This window comes from Aquipuribacter hungaricus (assembly GCF_037860755.1).
GTDB lineage: Bacteria > Actinomycetota > Actinomycetes > Actinomycetales > JBBAYJ01 > Aquipuribacter > Aquipuribacter hungaricus.
Map to the genome: position 1 here is coordinate 1 of NZ_JBBEOI010000077.1, position 15,107 is coordinate 15,107.

A 15,107-nucleotide genomic window follows, 5' to 3' on the forward strand; every position below is an offset into this window, starting at 1 on the left:
GGCCTCCTGCACCTGCCAGCCGTCGCGGGGGAACAGCCCCCACACCAGGGTCCGCAGCGGGGCGACCTCGCCCGCCGCGGCGGAGCGGGCGGTGACGCCGGCCTCCCGGTCCGGGGCGCTGGCGTGCAGGTGCGCCGCCAGCCGGGACCGGTCGGCGGCCAGCGTGCCGAGCGGGACGCCGGCGAGCAGGTCGTCGGCCACCGACCCGGCGGCCAGCAGCAGCGACGCCGGTCCCCGGGTGAGCCACGTCGACCGCTCGCCGACGGCCAGCAGGAGCAGGTCGGCGGCCACGCGGGCGGCGGGAGGGGGCTGCTGGCGGTGACCGCCCGGGAGGCTCACGCCGCCGACGCTACGACGTGCGCGCGGCGGGCGGGGGCCGGACGGCGCGGGTCGGACGGCGCGGGTGCGCGGTGCCGGGGCTCAGGCGTCGGTGCGGCGCTCGTAGACGCCGACCACCTGGCCGCGGAAGCAGTCGGTGATCCCGGGGAACGCGGCGAGCACCTTGTCGTGGTCCCAGTCGTCGACGACGTGGACCTCGTGGTCGTTGTGCTCCAGCGCGCCCTGCGGGTAGTGGACGATCGGGATGCTCATGTACACCGCCCGGCGGGCCGCCTCGCCCGCGCGGCGCCACAGGTCCTGGGCCTCCTCGACGGTCATGTGCTCGGCCACGTCGCCCATGACGACGACGTCCGCCTCGGGCAGCTCGGTGGTGCGGGCGTCGCCGACGAGGACCTCGTCGTACAGCTCGCGCAGGCCGTAGCGCTCGACGTACGGCTCGAACACCTCCAGCGCCACCAGGCGCGCGGGCCGCTGCTCCGCGACGAGCCGGGCGTACGTGCCGGCGCCGGCCCCGACGTCCAGCAGCGACTCGGGCGCGAGGTCGCGCAGCTTCTGACGGGTCCAGTCCTTGCCCTCGGACGAGCTGATCGGCATGGGCGTGACGCTAGGGCCGCGCACGGCGTCCCGCAGCCGGGACCGGCCCTCGGACGCCGTGCGGGAGGTCGGCCCGGCGCCGTGCGGCGACCGCCGCTCAGCCGGGCAGCAGCGCGCGCACCGCGTCGAGGGTGTCGGCCTCGGCCGGGGTCTTGTCCGGGCGGTAGCGCAGCACCCGGGCGAAGCGCAGGGCAACCCCGCCGGGGTAGCGCACGCTCCGCTGGGCCCCGTCCAGCGCGATCTCGACGACGAGCTCCGGCCGCAGCAGCAGGCCCCACGGCTCCTCCGAGCGGGCAAGGCCGGGGAAGGTGCTGGTCTGCCAGGCGAGCAGCTCGTCGGTCATCCCCTTGAAGGTCTTGCCGACCATGACCGGCTCGCCGCCGTCGGGGTCCCGGGCGCCCAGGTGGATGTTGGACAGCGACCCGGTGCGCCGGCCGAAGCCGTGCTCGGCGCCGATGACGACGAGGTCGAGGGTGTGGACCGGCTTGACCTTCTGCCACGCCTTACCGCGCCGGCCCGCCGCGTAGGGCGCTGCCAGGTCCTTGACGACGACTCCCTCCTGGCCGGCCGACAGGGCGTCGTCGAGCACCTGCGCCGCCTGCTCCGGCGTCGGCCGGCGGGTGCCGAGCATCCGCAGCGGGGCGTGGCGGTCCTCGGCGAGCAGCCCCGCCAAGGCGTCGAGCCGGACGTCGAGCGGCTCGTCGAGCAGGTCGCGCCCGTCGAGGTGGAGCAGGTCGAAGAAGAACGGGCTGAGGACGACCGCCTCGTCGGCGCCGCGGCCGGCGGGGTCGCTGCCGAAGCGGCTCATGGTGTCCTGGAACGCCCGGGGGCGGCCGTCGTCGTCGAGGGCGAGGGTCTCCCCGTCCAGCACCGCCGTGGCACACGGCAGGGACCGGACCTGCTCGACGAGCTCGGGCACCCCGTCGGTGACCTCGCGCAGGGTGCGGGTCCACACCCGGACCTCGTCGCCGTCGCGGTGGACCTGGATCCGGGCGCCGTCGAGCTTGTGCTCGACGGTGACGTCGGGCCCGAGCGAGGCCAGCGCCTCGTCCAGGGACGACCCGGGGCTGGCGAGCATCGGCCGCAGCGGGCGGCCCACCTCCAGCCGGACCGCAGCGAGGGCGTCCTCGCCGCCGGCCAGCGCGGCGAGCGCGACGCGGGGCAGGCTGCCGGACAGCATGAACGCCCGGCGCAGCAGGGCGGCGGGGACCGTGGCGGCCGTCGCGACGGCGTCGAGCATGACGCCCTCCAGGGCGCCCTGGCGCAGCTCCCCGGTGAGCAGGCGGACGAGGAAGGCCTGCTCCTGCTCGGTGGCGGCGGCCAGCAGCCCGCCGAGCAGGGCGTCGCGCCGGGCCTCGGAGCCTCGGCCCGACGTCACCGCGAGCTCGGCCAGCGTGGCGTCCACCTCGCCGACGGTCAGGGCCGGCGTCCCCGCGGCGGCGGTGCTGCTCGCCGACAGCCGCTTCCAGCCGATGCCGACCCGTCCCTGCAGGGTGTCCCCGGCCAGCCAGGCCACGACCGGCTCGACCTCGGCGGGAGCGGTGGCCGCGAGCAGGTCGGCGATGGCGCGCGCCTTGGCGGTGCGGGCGCGGGTGGCGCCGACGGCGGCGGAGGTGGCGACGACGTCGGCGAGGAGCACGCGCGTCATGGTGGCAGCGGCCACCGACGGCGGCAGGTCGAGGCCGGCGGCCGCGTCAGGGGGCGACGAGCACGTCCTCGCCGTCCAGCCGGGCTCGGAAGCCGTCGTCGGTGACGGTGACCTCGCGCAGCACGAGGCCGGGGGGAAGCCCCTCGACGTCCTGCTCGATCGTCACGAGCTCGCGGGCGGCCGCGGCGAGGGTGCTGGACAGGAAGGACAGCCCCTCGACGTCGACCGAGCGCGGTTCGACGACGAGCCGGCCGCGCACCACCTCGACCGTCCCGGTGGCCTGCACCTCCAGCGCCCGGCCGAGGGCCCGGACGTCGCGGGTGACCGTCGCCTGGCCGTCCTCGGCGGCCGTGATGGTCGTGCCCGGGCCGATCTGCGCGGCGACGACCTCGAACGGCACGGTGGCCTCGACGTCCAGCGAGCCGGCCCGGATCCCGTCCGCGCCGGTGAGCACGTCGGTGCCCTCGGCCTGCACGTCGCGCAGGTCGGCGTCCGGGGTGAGGAGGCTGCCGGCGTCGAGGGCGACGTCGCCCAGCCAGGTCTGCCCCTCCGCGAGCGTGCCGGGGGCCTCCGCGGGCCGCGGTGAGGCGGGGGAGGGGGGTGCCGCCGAGGGCGCCGGGTCCGTGAGGGCCAGGACGGCGACGACGACGACGGCCACGAGCAGCCCCAGCACGGCGAGCGCGCCGAGCGCGGCGCCGGCCCACCGGTCGCGCGCCCGCTGCGAGGTCATGGCACGTGTCTACCCCAGGTGCGCGGGGCCGGGACGCGGGAGGGCGGTGCAGCAGCCCCCCGGCTGCCGTCCCCGCACCGCCCCCCGCGCCTCGTTCCCCGTGCCCCCCGGGAGCTCGCCCCCCGGCGACCCGTTCCCCCTGCCCTGCCCTGCCGGTCGCGCCCGGTCCGGCCCCCCGGCCGTCCCGGCGTCGGCCGGCACCGCCAGGGTGGCACCGGGCCCGCCCCCCGTCGTGTCCGCACTTCGGCTGACCCGGTCGCCGTCTCGCGGCCGGGCCGCCGGCGGGGTCTCAGCCGAAGTCGACGCCCTGCGCCAGCGGCAGCTCGTCGGAGTAGTTGACGGTGTTCGTCGCGCGGCGCATGTAGGCCCGCCAGGCGTCCGAGCCGGACTCGCGCCCGCCGCCGGTCGCCTTCTCCCCGCCGAACGCCCCGCCGATCTCGGCCCCGGAGGTGCCGATGTTGACGTTGACGATGCCGCAGTCGGACCCGGCCTCGGACAGGAACCGCTCGGCCTCGCGGACGTCGGAGGTGAAGATCGACGACGACAGCCCCTGCGGCACGGCGTTGTGGACCTCGACGGCCTCGTCCAGGTCGGTCCACGTCATGACGTAGAGGACCGGCGCGAAGGTCTCCTCGCGGACGACCTCGGTCTGGGACGGCATCCGGACCAGGGCGGGGCTCACGTAGGCCGCCCCCTCGGCGCCGTCGACGGTCACGGGCTCGCCCCCGGCGACGACCTCGCCGCCGTCCTCCACCGCGCGGGCCAGGGCGCGCTGCATCGCCTCGGCGCTCGAGGCGCGCACGAGGGGGCCTACGAGCGTCCCCTCGGCGCGGGGGTCGCCGACGGGCAGCCGGGCGTAGGCGGCGGCGAGCCTGCCGACGAGCTCGTCGGCGACGTCCGCGTGCACGAGCAGACGTCGCATCGAGGTGCAGCGCTGGCCGGCGGTGCCGACGGCGGAGAACACGATGCCGCGCACAGCGAGGTCGAGGTCCGCGGACGGGGCGACGACGGCGGCGTTGTTGCCGCCGAGCTCGAGCAGGGTCCGCCCGAAGCGGGCCGCGACGACCGGGCCGACCTCGGCGCCCATGCGCGTGGAGCCGGTCGCGGAGACCAGGGCGACGCGGGGGTCGGCGACCAGCGCGGCGCCGACGTCGCGGGCACCGAGGACGAGCCGGTGGACGTCGGCGGGGGCGCCGGTCTCGGCCAGCGCCCGGCCCAGCAGCGCGCTGCAGGCCAGCGCCGTCAGCGGGGTGAGCTCCGACGGCTTCCACACCACCGGGTCACCGCAGACCAGCGCGACCGCGGTGTTCCACGCCCACACCGCCACCGGGAAGTTGAAGGCGCTCACCACGCCGACGACCCCCAGCGGGTGCCAGGTCTCCATGAGCCGGTGCCCGGGGCGCTCCGAGGGCATCGTGCGCCCGCCCACCTGGCGGCTCAGCCCGACGGCGAGGTCGCAGATGTCCACCATCTCCTGCACCTCGCCGAGCGCCTCGGACGTGATCTTCCCGGCCTCGAGGGTGACGAGCGACGCCAGGTCGGCCTTGTGCTCGGACAGCAGCTCGCCGAACCGCTTGACCGTGGCACCGCGGACGGGCGCCGGCACCGAGCGCCACCGGACGAAGGCCGCGGCCGCGGCACCGACGGCCTCGTCGACGTCACCCGGCGAGGCGGCCGCGACCCGGAACAGCTCCTCCCCGGTGAGGGGCGTGCAGGCGGCGAGCGACGGGCCGTCCGGCAGGGCCGAGGGGACCGCCGCGCCGAGCCGGTCCAGGACGGCGAGCGCCTCGGTGCGCAGGTCCTCGGTGCGGGTGCTGGGGCGGGCGGGGGCCTCGGTGCTCGTCATGGCGCGACCCTAGGCCGACCGGGGGCCCGCCCTCCGGCCGCCCGGGTCTGCGGACGGGGCGGCTGCTATCTTGAACGTGTTCAAAACGAGGGAGGCCGGCACGTGGCGAAGTCCGAGGAGACCCGTCGGCTGGTGGCCGACACCGCGCTGCGGCTGTTCCGCGAGCGGGGCTACGAGGCGACGACGATGCGCCTCATCGCGAGCGAGGCCGGGGTGGCGACGGGCAACGCGTACTACTACTTCCCGTCCAAGGACGCCCTGGTGCAGGAGCTGTACCGCCGGGTCCAGGTCGAGCACCGCGAGGCCGTGGCCGACCGGCTGCCGCTCGGCGGCACGTTCGAGCAGCGGCTGCGCGGCGTGCTCCACGCCGGCCTGGGCGTGATGGCCCCGTTCCGCTCCTTCGGCGCGACGTTCGTCTCGACGGCGATCCGGCCCGGCGACGCGGCGAGCCCGTTCAGCGAGGCGTCGACGGAGTCCCGCGACCTCGCCGTCGGGCTCTTCGCCGACGTGGTGGCCGGCTCCGACCCGCCCGTGCGGACGCCCCTGCTCGAGGAGCTGCCGGTGCTGCTGTGGCTCCTGTGGCTCGGCACCACGCTGTTCTGGCTCTACGACGACAGCCCCGGCGCGGCCCGCACCCACCGGCTCGTGGACGGCGTCTGCCCCCTCGTCGCCCGCCTGGTCCGGCTGTCGCGCCTGCCCGTGCTCCGCGGCACCGTCGCCGACGTCCTCGCCCTGCTGCACGAGGCCCGCGCGTGAGCGGCCCGCCGACCGTGGTGCTGGCCGAGGTGGCGGTGCGCCTCGTGGTCGCGCTCGGCATGATCGTGCTGCTGCCCCTCGGGCTGCGGCTCGTCCGGGCACCGGGGCTGGCGCCGCTCACCCGGCTCTGGCCGGCGCCGGCGCTCGCGGGCGCGGTCTCGCTGTGGCTGCCCCGCGGGGTGACGGCGAGCCTGCTGGCCGCGCCCTACCTGCTGGCCACGCTGGCGCTCGTCGCGGTGGCGGCGGCGCGGCTGCTACGCGACCGCAGCCTGCGCGCAGGCGACGTCGCGGTGCTCACCGCGCTCGTCACGCCGTCCGTGGGCGCGCTCGCCCTGGTCGCGGAGCGCGCCGGCGTGGAGCTGCTGGGCTTCGACCTGCCCGTCCTCGCGCTCACCGTGCCGCACCTGCACTACGCGGGCGCCGTGGCCGCGCTCGTCGCCGCGCTCGTCCACCGGGCCGCCGACGGCTCGGGGCTGGCCCGGCTGGGGGCCTGGAGCGTCCCGGCGGGCACCGGGGTCGTGCTGCTCGGCTACTTCGTCGACGACTGGCTCGAGCTCGTCGGGGCGGTGGTGCTCAGCGTCGGGATGTGGTCGGTGGCGGCCCTGCTGCTCACCCGGGTGCTGCCGTCGGTCACCCGGGCCGACGGGGCCTGGGTCCGCCCGGCCCTGTGGGTGGCGGCCGTCGTGCTCCCGCTGACGATGCTGCTCGCGCTCAGCTGGGCGCTCGGCGAGGCGACGGGGCTGCCGCACCTGCCGGTGCGGTGGATGGTGCTCACCCACGGGGTGGGCAACGCGCTCGGGTTCGGCCTGTGCGCGACGGTGGCCTGGTACCGCCTGGCCCGGGAGGAGGAGCTGCTGTGAGCGACCTGACGTACGAGGGCGCGGGCTGGACCCGCGGGCTGCTGGACGGCGGGACGCCCCCCGCGGGCTGGCGGCGGCTGCACGCGTCGCTTCGGCTGCCCGGGGCGGACCTGCGGCGGGCGGGGGAGGCGCTGCTCACCTGGCAGGTGCACCGTGCGGCCGGCGTGCGGGTGCTCGCGGACCGGCCCCGCGCCGAGGTGGGGGGCGCGGTGACGACGCTGCTGGGGGTCGGGCCGCTCGCCCTGCCGGCACCGTGCCGGGTGGTGTGGGTCGAGGAGGGCGCCGACCTCGTGGGCTTCGGCTACGGCACGCTGCCCGGCCACCCGTTCGTCGGGGAGGAGGCGTTCGCCGTACGGCGCCAGCAGGACGGCTCGGTGCGCTTCGAGGTGCGCGCCTCCAGCCGCCCCGCCCGCTGGTGGTCCCGCCTGGCCGGCCCGGTCGCCCCGCCGGCGCAGCGGGCGTACGTGCACGGCCTGGCGCGTGCGCTCCGGCGGCTCTGAGCCCGGCTCAGGCGGGCGCGGGGGAGGCGGCGGCCTGCGCGGCGTACAGGTCGAACGGGTCGTGCACCTCGCGCCCCACGGCACCGGCCAGCCAGGCGGCGTCGAGACCGAGGCCCTCCTCCGAGCGGTCGGTGGTGGCGTCGGCGCTGAGGTTGGAGGCGAAGATGCCGGCCGCGGACTGCGGCAGGAAGTCCTCGTAGACCACGGGCACCCGCACCGTCCGGCCGTCGACCACCCGGTGCTCGGCGTAGGCCAGGCCGGCGTCGAACAGCCCCTCCTCGGTCGCCGGGAAGGACCGGCGCCACACCTGCTGCGCCGCCTCCTGCCGGGCAGCGGCGGTGGGCAGGCGCATCGCGGCGACCTCGGCGACGGCCGCGTCGTACACCGCCCGGCCCTCCCGGGTCAGCGCGGCCCCGCGGGCCTCGACCTCGCCGAAGCGGACCCGCAGGTCGCCGGTCGTGACGCTCCCGTCCGGCAGGCGGAAGGAGCGCGGCTCGGCCAGCGCGCGGAACGAGGTCTGGCGCAGCAGCACGTCCGGGCCCTCCCACGCGGGCGGGCCCTGGATGTCGTCGATCATCGTCGTGCCGCGCGCGGTCATCCGGGCGTACAGCGCGTCGATGTCCAGCACCCGCGGGGTCAGGTGGTTGACGTGGGTGCTGCGCACACCGCCGATGTCCGCGGCGACGGCGCTCACGGCCCCCAGCTCGTCGTACCAGGCGCGGTCGACGGGCTCCGGCGACAGCTCGAACGCCGCCGTGGCCAGGTCGAGGAAGCGTCCGGCGTCGTCGGGGGACAGGCCGCTCTCGGCCTCCGCCCGGGCGGCGAGGTCGAGCAGCGCGGGCGGGAACAGCTCGCGCCCGGCGAGGAAGGTCTCCAGCCGCGCCTGCAGGTCGGCGGTGAAGAACCGGCGGTCGCCGGGCGTGAGCACCGACGTGAAGACCCGGAACGGGTTGCGGGCGAGCTCGTCGGCGCGCACCGGCCGGAACGCGGTGGACACCACCGGCACGGGGCTCGCGGCCTCGCGCAGGTCGTAGAACCCGACCGGCTCCATGCCCATCGCGGCGAACACGGTGGCGACCTGGGCCAGCTCGGCCGGGGTGCCGAGCCTGATCGCGCCGTGGCGCTCGGCGGTCACCCGGGCGATGCTGCCGAGCCGCTCGGCCGCGGCGCCGTCGCGGGCGACGACCTCCTGGTTCACCTCGTGGGCGACCCGGAGCAGCGTCGTGTACGCCGGCACCTCGCGGCCGTACATGTCCGACAGCCGCCGGGCGAAGGCCGCCCGCAGCTGCCACGGCTCGGTGCGGTCCACGTGGTCTCCCGGGGTGCTCCGGAGGGGTGCTGGGTCCGGCCACTGTAGGCAGGGCGGCTCAGATGATGTTCGCCTCGGCGCGGACCGGGCGCGCGCCGTCGAACCGGTCGGCGTGCAGCGCGGAGACGTCGACCGGGGGCGGCACCCCGAGCACCAGGTCGCGGAGGACCTCGCCGACGGCCGGTGCCTGGAGGAACCCGTGGCCGGAGAACCCCGTGGCGTAGAGGAACCCCTCCACCCCGGCGGCCCGGCCGAGGAGGGCGTCGTGGTCCGGCGTCATCTCGTACAGCCCGGCCCAGCCGGAGCGGACGGGCAGGTCGGCCAGCCCGGGCGTGCACCGGCGCGCGGCCGCCCGCAGCGTCGGCAGCCACGCCTCGTCGTAGCTGCGGTCGGGACCGGGCCGGGTGGCAGGGTCGGCGATGCCGAGCAGCAGGCCCGCACCCGGGTCGACCGCGGTGTCCGCCGCGTCGTGGCAGTAGTACGTGGAGCCGAAGTCGATGGTGAACGGCAGCGGCGCCCGCGCGCCCCGGGCCGGTGGCGGCCCGGTCAGCGCGATCTGCCGGCGCAGCGGGACCACGGGCAGGTGCACACCGGCCATGGCGCCGACGGCCTGCGACCACGCGCCCGCGCAGCACACCACCGTGCCGGTGGCCACCGTGCCCGCGGTCGTGCGCACGCCGGTGACCCGGTCCCCGTCGCGGCGCACGCCGGTGACCTCGGTCCGGGTCCGCACCCGGGCGCCCAGGCGGCTGGCCGCGTCCAGGTACCCCCGGACCACCGCGGCCGGGTGGGCCCAGCCGTCCTGGTCGCACCAGGCGGCGCCGGCGTAGCGGGAGGTGTCGAGCCAGGGGTTGAGGGCCGCCGCCTCGTCGAGCCCGACCAGCCGGCTCGGCACTCCCAGCGCGTTCTGCACCGCGACGCTCGCGCGGAACAGCCCGACGTCGTCCTCGGTGGGCAGCAGGAACAGGTAGCCGACGCGCTGCAGGCCGATGTCGGCGCCCGGCCGGTCGCCGAAGGCCGCGTAGGCCTGCAGGCTGCGTGCCCCGAGGGTCACGTTGAGCGGGTCCGAGAACTGCGCCCGTACCCCGCCCACCGGCTTGCCCGACGAGCCCGAGGCCGGCTCGTCGCGCTCGAGGACGACGACGTCGGCCCCGGCCTCGGCGAGGTGGAAGGCCACCGAGGCACCGACCACGCCGGCCCCGACGACGACGACGTCGGCGCGACCGCCGTCATCGACCCGGCTCACCACGCGCCCCCGGTCCCGCCTGCCACCGCAGCCGCCTCCCTGTGCCGTCGTGCCGGTCCCGCCGTGGTGGCATCCTGCCGCCACCGGGGCGCCCGGGTCACCGTGACCCGCCCCCCGGCCTGGAGGTCCCGTGCGTCCGGTGCTGCTGCCGCCCAACCGTCTGGTCCACTTCTACGCCGGCGGGGAGGCCATCACCGCCCTGCGCGGCGTCCCGGCCCCGGACGGACGGAGCCCCGAGGAGTGGGTCGCCTCCACGACGACCCGTCACGGGGAGGCCTCGACCGGGCTCAGCCCGCTGCCCGGTGGCGGGCTGCTGCGCGACGCGGTGGCCGCGGACCCGGACGGCTGGACGGGCGGGGTGCTGCCGGGTGGTCCCGGTGACGTGGGTGTCCTCGTCAAGCTGCTCGACGCCGGCCAGCGGCTGCCGGTCCACGTGCACCCGGACCGGGTCTTCGCCTCCTCGCACCTCGGCTCCTGCTACGGCAAGACCGAGGCCTGGTACGTGCTCGACGCCGTGCCGGGCGCCCGGGTGCACCTGGGCTGGCGCGACGACGTCGACCCCGACGACCTGGCCCGCGCGGTGCTCGCCGAGGACAGCGGCTGGATGCTCGACCGGATGCACGCGGTCGACGTCGTGCCCGGGGACGTCGTGCTGGTCCCCGCGGGCACGGTGCACGCCATCGGTGCCGGCATCTTCGTCGTGGAGGTCCAGGAGCCGTCGGACTTCTCGCTGCTGCTGGAGCACGTCGGCTTCTCCGGCCCGGAGGAGGCGTTCCTCGGGCTCGACGTCGCGGGAGCGGTGGCCGCGACCGGCACGCGGGCGCTGCCGCCGGGAGACCTGGCCGGTCTGTGCCGGCACGTGCCGCCCGGCTCGACGGGGCCGCTGCCGCTGCGGGTCCTGCCCGAGCAGGCCGACCCCTTCTTCGCCGCGGACCTGCTGGGCCCGGGCGGGGCGTCCGTCGACGTCCCCGCCGGGTTCGGCATCCTCGTCGTCCTGGACGGCAGCGGCGTGGCCGTCTGCGCGGACGGCGGGGTGGCCGTGTCCCGCGGGGACGTGCTGGCGGTCCCGCACGGCGCCGGGGCCTGGCAGCTCACCGGGGAGGTCACGGCCGTGCTGTGCCGCCCGTCGGCGGCCGGCACGGCCTGAGGCGGGCCCGGGCCAGCACCTCCGCCGGCCGGGCGGCACGGCACCGTGCCGGACAGCACAGAGCCCGGTGACGCCGAGGTGGTCCTCGGCCTCACCGGGCTCCGCCGGGTGGTGCGGCCGACCGGGCGTGCCCGGTCGGCCGGGGGATCAGACCCGGCCGGTGCCGGGGTCGGTGCCGACGCCGGGCTCGACCGTGAACGGGCCGGGGACGGGCTCGTCGGTCAGCGGGTCCAGCGGGTCCTCGACGAGGACGGGCTCCACGACCGACGGGTTGACCGCGACGGGGGCGGCGGTGTCGACGGTGCCGAAGTCCTCCACGCGCTCGGGGGTCGCCTCGTCGTCGGAGGACTTCGCCTTCTTGGCGGCACCGGCCACGGCGGCCGCACCGGCCACGGCAGCGGCGACACCGGCGGCGACGGCCTTGCCGGAGACGCCGGCCTTGCCGTCGTCACCGCGGGTGACCGCGGCGTCCTCGACGCCGGGGGTGACGGGGGAGCCGGCGACCGACCCGCGCCAGCCACCCTCCTCGACGCCCTTCTTCTCGATGTACTTCTTGAAGCGGTCGAGGTCGCCCTCGGCCTGCTTGCCGACGATGCCCAGCGCGTCGCCGGCCTTCTCCACGACGCCCTCGGGCTCGTACTCCAGGTGCAGCGTGACCTGCGTGCGGTCCGCGCCGACCGGGACGAAGCTCACGGCACCGGCGTTGGTGGCGCCCTCGGTGGCGCGCCAGGCGACACGGGTGTCGGGCACCTGGTCGGTGATCTCGGCGTCCCACTCGCGCTTGACGCCGGCGATCTCGGCGACCCAGTGCAGGCGGGTGTCGCTCAGCTGGCGGACCTCGGTGATGCCGCCCATGAACTCGGGGAAGCTCTCGAACTGCGTCCACTGGTTGTACGCGGTCGTGACGGGCACGTCGACCTCGACGGTCTTGTCCACCTGGGTGCTCATGCTGGCTGGTTCCTCTCGCTCGGGTACGGGCGCCGCCGGGTGGTGCTGGCGTCGCACAGGTACTGACCACATCCGGGTACCCGTCGGGCCGTCCGTGAAACGGGGGGCTGCGTAGGCTCGTCGGGGTGACGACGACAGGGACGACCGGGACGGCGGCGCCGGACGCCGGGCCGCTCGTGCGCCGGATGCGCGGCTTCGGCACGACGATCTTCGCGGAGATGTCGGCGCTGGCGACGGCCACCGGCGCGGTCAACCTCGGGCAGGGCTTCCCCGACTTCGACGGTCCCGCGGTCATGCTCGAGGCCGCGCGGCAGGCGATCAGCGACGGGCTCAACCAGTACCCGCCCGGCCCCGGGACGCCGCAGCTGCGCGAGGCCGTGGCCGCGCACCAGCAGCGCTGGTACGGCATCGCCTACGACCCGGTCACCGAGGTCGTCGTCACCGCCGGCGCCACCGAGGCGGTCACCGCGGCCGTGCTCGCGCTCTGCGAGGCCGGCGACGAGGTCGTCGTGCTCGACCCGCTCTACGACTCCTACGCCGCCTCGGTCGCGCTGGCGGGCGCCGTCGTGCGGGCGGTGCCGCTGCGGCCCGACGAGGGCGGCCGGTTCGTCTGGGACGAGGCGGAGCTGCGCGCGGCGTTCGGGCCGCGCACCCGGATGCTCCTGCTCAACTCCCCGCACAACCCGACGGGCACCGTGCTCGGGCGCGAGGAGCTGGCGCTGCTGGCGGCGCTGTGCGTCGAGCACGACGTCTGGGCGGTGTGCGACGAGGTGTACGAGCACCTGGTGCTCGACGGGGAGCACCTGCCGCTGGCGACCTTCCCGGGGATGGCGGGGCGCACCCTGCAGGTCGGCTCGGCGGGCAAGACGTTCTCGTGCACCGGCTGGAAGGTCGGGTGGGTGTGCGGCCCGGCGCCGCTGGTCGCCGCCGTCCTGCGGGTCAAGCAGTACCTCACCTTCACCGGCGGCAGCCCGTTCCAGCCGGCCGTGGCGCTCGCCCTGGGCCTCGAGGACGCCTTCTTCGACGGGTTCGCCGCGGACATGCGGGGCAAGCGGGACCGGCTCTCGGCGGGTCTCGCCGTGGCCGGGTTCGGCGTCGGGACCTCGCAGGGCACGTACTTCCTCGTCGCGGACGTCACCCCCGTGGTCCCCGCGGTCCTGGGCGAGGGGGCGGAGGTCGACGGCCTGGCGTTCTGCCGGGCGCTGCCGGAGCGCTGCGGGGTGGTCGCCGTCCCCGTGCAGGTGTTCTACGCGACGCCGGGGGAGGGACGGCACCTCGTCCGGTTCACCTTCGGCAAGCGCGACGAGGTGCTCGACGAGGGCGTCCGGCGGCTCGCGGCCCTGCGGGGCTGAGCGGGCCTCAGACGCCGGGCAGGGGGCGGGCGTGCTGCAGGACCGGCAGCCGCTCGCGGGCGGCGGCGACCTCCTCGGTGGTCACGTCGACGACGAGGACGCCGGGGGCCGCCCCGAGCCGGTCGCGGACCTCGCCCAACGGCGACACCGCGAGGGAGCGCCCGATACCGCCGGCGGCGCCCGGCACCGGCTCCAGCCCGGCGGTCGTCGGCTCGGCCTGGTCGCAGGCGAGCAGCCACGAGGTGCTGTCCAGGGCGCGCGCCCGCACCACGAGCTCCCACTGCTCGGCCTTGCCCGGCCCGTCGCCCCACGACGCGGGCACGACGACGACCTCGGCGCCCGAGCGGGCCAGCGCGGTGAACAGCGCCGGGAAGCGCAGGTCGTAGCAGGTCGCCAGCCCGACCCGCACGCCCGCGACGTCGACGGTCACCAGCCGGGACCCCGGCGCCACGGTCTCCGACTCCCGCACCCCGAACGCGTCGAACAGGTGCACCTTGTCGTAACGGTCCTCCACGCCGGGCCCCGTGACGAGCAGAGTGTTGTGCACCCGGCCGTCCGTGGCGGGGACGAACATCCCGGCGACCACCACCACGCCGGCCGCGTGCGCCAGCCGCCGGACCTCCTGCGCCCACGGCCCGTCGAGCGGCTGGGCGACCGCGGCCAGCGGGGTACCGAACCGGGCCATGGCCGCCTCGGGCAGCACGGCGAGCTGCGCCCCGGCACCGGCGGCGGCCGCGACGGGGTCGGCGACGAGGGCGAGCGAGCCGGCGGGGTCCGACGGCGAGGCCACCTGGCACAGCGCGGCCCGCAGCGTCGTCACCGGCCCATGGTGCCAGCCGGGCCCGCTCAGGCGCCGACGACGACGCCCGGCAGCAGCTCCTGCGGGCTGCGCCAGCCGGTCGCGAAGGCGGGGTCGGCGTCGATCGCGCGCACCACGCCCGCCAGGGCCGCGCCGGCGACCGGCCGGGAGACCAGGTAGCCCTGGACGGTGCGGCAGCCCAGCCCGCGCAGGGTCGCCATGGCGCGCGCGGACTCCACGCCCTCGGCCACGACCGACAGCCCCAGGCCCTCGGCGAGCGACAGCACGGCGCTGACCAGGGCCGTGCTGCCGGTCGCGCCGGGGTCCTCCAGCGCCATGACGAAGGACCGGTCGATCTTGAGCTCGCCGACCGGGAGCCGCTGGAGGTAGGCGAGGCTGGAGTACCCGGTGCCGAAGTCGTCGAGCGACAGGCCCACCCCGAGCGCGGCGAGGGCGTGGAGCACCGGCAGGGTCCGTTCGGGGTCGCCCATGAGCGAGGTCTCGGTGATCTCCAGGACGAGCCGGTCCGCCCGCACCCCGGCGGCCTGCAGGGCGGCGGCGACCCGGACCGGGAGACGGTCGTCGTCCAGGCTGCGGGCGGACAGGTTGACCGAGACCACGAGGTCCAGGCCGTCGTCCTCCCAGGCGCGCGCCCGGCGCAGGGACTCCGCGAGCACGAGCTCGGTGAGCCGGTCGACGAGGCCGGCGGACTCCGCGAGCGGCACGAACACCGACGGGGCCACGGCGCCCAGGACGGGGTGGTCCCAGCGCACGAGCGCCTCCACGCCGCTCACCCGCCCGGCGACCAGGTCGAGCTTGGGCTGGAAGTGCACCGTCAGGGTGCCCTCGCCGAGGGCGCGGTGCAGGTCGCCGAGCAGGGCGAGCCGCTCGGTGCGCCCGCTGTCCAGGGAGCGCTCGTACACCGCGACCTGGCGGCCGTCGCCGCGCGCGGCGGCCAGGGCGGCGTCGGCGCGGCGGAGCAGCTCGGCGGCGTCGACCCCCTCGCCGCCGGTCGTGGTGGCGATGCCGACAC

At 77.0% G+C, this 15,107-nt stretch carries 15 protein-coding genes; 5 read left to right on the plus strand and 10 right to left on the minus strand.

Annotated features, from left to right (window positions below):
* The 5 genes from WCS02_RS09945 to amaB form a co-directional block, all read right to left on the minus strand.
* On the minus strand, positions 1–339 hold a 339-nt coding region (locus tag WCS02_RS09945; RefSeq protein WP_340292581.1), incomplete at its 3' end, for a hypothetical protein.
* An 81-nt stretch (positions 340–420) separates the two neighbouring features.
* Positions 421–933, minus strand: coding sequence for a class I SAM-dependent methyltransferase (locus tag WCS02_RS09950; protein ID WP_340292584.1), 513 nt, complete (start codon positions 931–933; stop codon positions 421–423).
* Positions 934–1,030: 97 nt separating this feature from the next.
* The gene (locus WCS02_RS09955) at positions 1,031–2,581 is read right to left on the minus strand and encodes an ATP-dependent DNA ligase (protein ID WP_340292586.1); all 1,551 of its coding nucleotides are present in this window, start codon (positions 2,579–2,581) and stop codon (positions 1,031–1,033) included.
* Between the two features lie 46 nt (positions 2,582–2,627).
* A complete protein-coding gene (locus tag WCS02_RS09960; protein WP_340292588.1) occupies positions 2,628–3,311 on the minus strand; it encodes an LmeA family phospholipid-binding protein in 684 nt (227 codons plus the stop codon).
* A gap of 289 nt (positions 3,312–3,600) precedes the next feature.
* Positions 3,601–5,157, minus strand: a complete 1,557-nt coding sequence (gene amaB, locus WCS02_RS09965) for an L-piperidine-6-carboxylate dehydrogenase (protein WP_340292590.1) — start codon at positions 5,155–5,157, stop codon at positions 3,601–3,603.
* Positions 5,158–5,259: 102 nt separating this feature from the next.
* On the opposite strand from amaB, the gene WCS02_RS09970 reads away from it, so the two are divergent.
* From WCS02_RS09970 to WCS02_RS09980, 3 genes are read left to right on the plus strand one after another with little or no spacing between them, the layout of a single operon-like run.
* On the plus strand, positions 5,260–5,913 hold the full coding sequence (locus WCS02_RS09970) for a TetR/AcrR family transcriptional regulator (RefSeq protein WP_340292591.1): 654 nt from the start codon (positions 5,260–5,262) through the stop codon (positions 5,911–5,913).
* Positions 5,910–6,773: a YndJ family protein gene (locus WCS02_RS09975; RefSeq protein ID WP_340292592.1), complete on the plus strand. Its 864-nt coding sequence runs from the start codon at positions 5,910–5,912 to the stop codon at positions 6,771–6,773. The genes WCS02_RS09970 and WCS02_RS09975 overlap by 4 nt, the downstream gene beginning before the upstream one ends.
* A complete protein-coding gene (locus WCS02_RS09980) occupies positions 6,770–7,273 on the plus strand; it encodes a DUF1990 family protein (protein WP_340292593.1) in 504 nt (167 codons plus the stop codon). The genes WCS02_RS09975 and WCS02_RS09980 overlap by 4 nt, the downstream gene beginning before the upstream one ends.
* Before the next feature lie 7 nt (positions 7,274–7,280).
* Here the strand turns inward: WCS02_RS09980 and hglS are convergent, their stop codons facing one another.
* Both hglS and WCS02_RS09990 read right to left on the minus strand, forming a co-directional pair.
* The gene (gene hglS, locus WCS02_RS09985; protein WP_340292595.1) at positions 7,281–8,582 is read right to left on the minus strand and encodes a 2-oxoadipate dioxygenase/decarboxylase; all 1,302 of its coding nucleotides are present in this window, start codon (positions 8,580–8,582) and stop codon (positions 7,281–7,283) included.
* 58 nt (positions 8,583–8,640) lie between these two features.
* Positions 8,641–9,828, minus strand: a complete 1,188-nt coding sequence (locus WCS02_RS09990) for an NAD(P)/FAD-dependent oxidoreductase (protein ID WP_340292597.1) — start codon at positions 9,826–9,828, stop codon at positions 8,641–8,643.
* Between the two features lie 139 nt (positions 9,829–9,967).
* Between WCS02_RS09990 and WCS02_RS09995 the strand changes: the two genes are divergently transcribed.
* Complete coding sequence (locus WCS02_RS09995) at positions 9,968–10,975, plus strand: class I mannose-6-phosphate isomerase (RefSeq protein WP_340292598.1); 1,008 nt, start codon at positions 9,968–9,970, stop codon at positions 10,973–10,975.
* 147 nt (positions 10,976–11,122) lie between these two features.
* Here the strand turns inward: WCS02_RS09995 and WCS02_RS10000 are convergent, their stop codons facing one another.
* Positions 11,123–11,923 carry an SRPBCC family protein gene (locus tag WCS02_RS10000; RefSeq protein WP_340292599.1) on the minus strand — a complete coding sequence of 267 codons (801 nt, stop codon included), beginning with the start codon at positions 11,921–11,923 and terminating at the stop codon, positions 11,123–11,125.
* Positions 11,924–12,048: 125 nt separating this feature from the next.
* On the opposite strand from WCS02_RS10000, the gene WCS02_RS10005 reads away from it, so the two are divergent.
* Positions 12,049–13,275 (plus strand): pyridoxal phosphate-dependent aminotransferase, encoded by a 1,227-nt coding sequence (locus tag WCS02_RS10005; protein ID WP_376983772.1) that lies wholly within the window; start codon positions 12,049–12,051, stop codon positions 13,273–13,275.
* 7 nt (positions 13,276–13,282) lie between these two features.
* Here the strand turns inward: WCS02_RS10005 and WCS02_RS10010 are convergent, their stop codons facing one another.
* Together WCS02_RS10010 and WCS02_RS10015 are read right to left on the minus strand one after the other, a co-directional pair.
* A complete protein-coding gene (locus WCS02_RS10010) occupies positions 13,283–14,095 on the minus strand; it encodes a nitrilase-related carbon-nitrogen hydrolase (protein ID WP_340292601.1) in 813 nt (270 codons plus the stop codon).
* A gap of 26 nt (positions 14,096–14,121) precedes the next feature.
* Positions 14,122–15,107: putative bifunctional diguanylate cyclase/phosphodiesterase (locus tag WCS02_RS10015; RefSeq protein WP_340292604.1), on the minus strand; the 986-nt coding region annotated here is incomplete at its 5' end.

What these genes read in the sequence shown, in the direction of transcription:
- WCS02_RS09950 (WP_340292584.1), bottom strand. Translation starts at nt 933, where the DNA reads ATGCCGATCAGCTCGTCCGAGGGCAAGGACTGGACCCGTCAGAAGCTG.
- WCS02_RS09955 (WP_340292586.1), bottom strand. Translation starts at nt 2,581, where the DNA reads ATGACGCGCGTGCTCCTCGCCGACGTCGTCGCCACCTCCGCCGCCGTC.
- WCS02_RS09960 (WP_340292588.1), bottom strand. Translation starts at nt 3,311, where the DNA reads ATGACCTCGCAGCGGGCGCGCGACCGGTGGGCCGGCGCCGCGCTCGGC.
- amaB (WP_340292590.1), bottom strand. Translation starts at nt 5,157, where the DNA reads ATGACGAGCACCGAGGCCCCCGCCCGCCCCAGCACCCGCACCGAGGAC.
- WCS02_RS10000 (WP_340292599.1), bottom strand. Translation starts at nt 11,923, where the DNA reads ATGAGCACCCAGGTGGACAAGACCGTCGAGGTCGACGTGCCCGTCACG.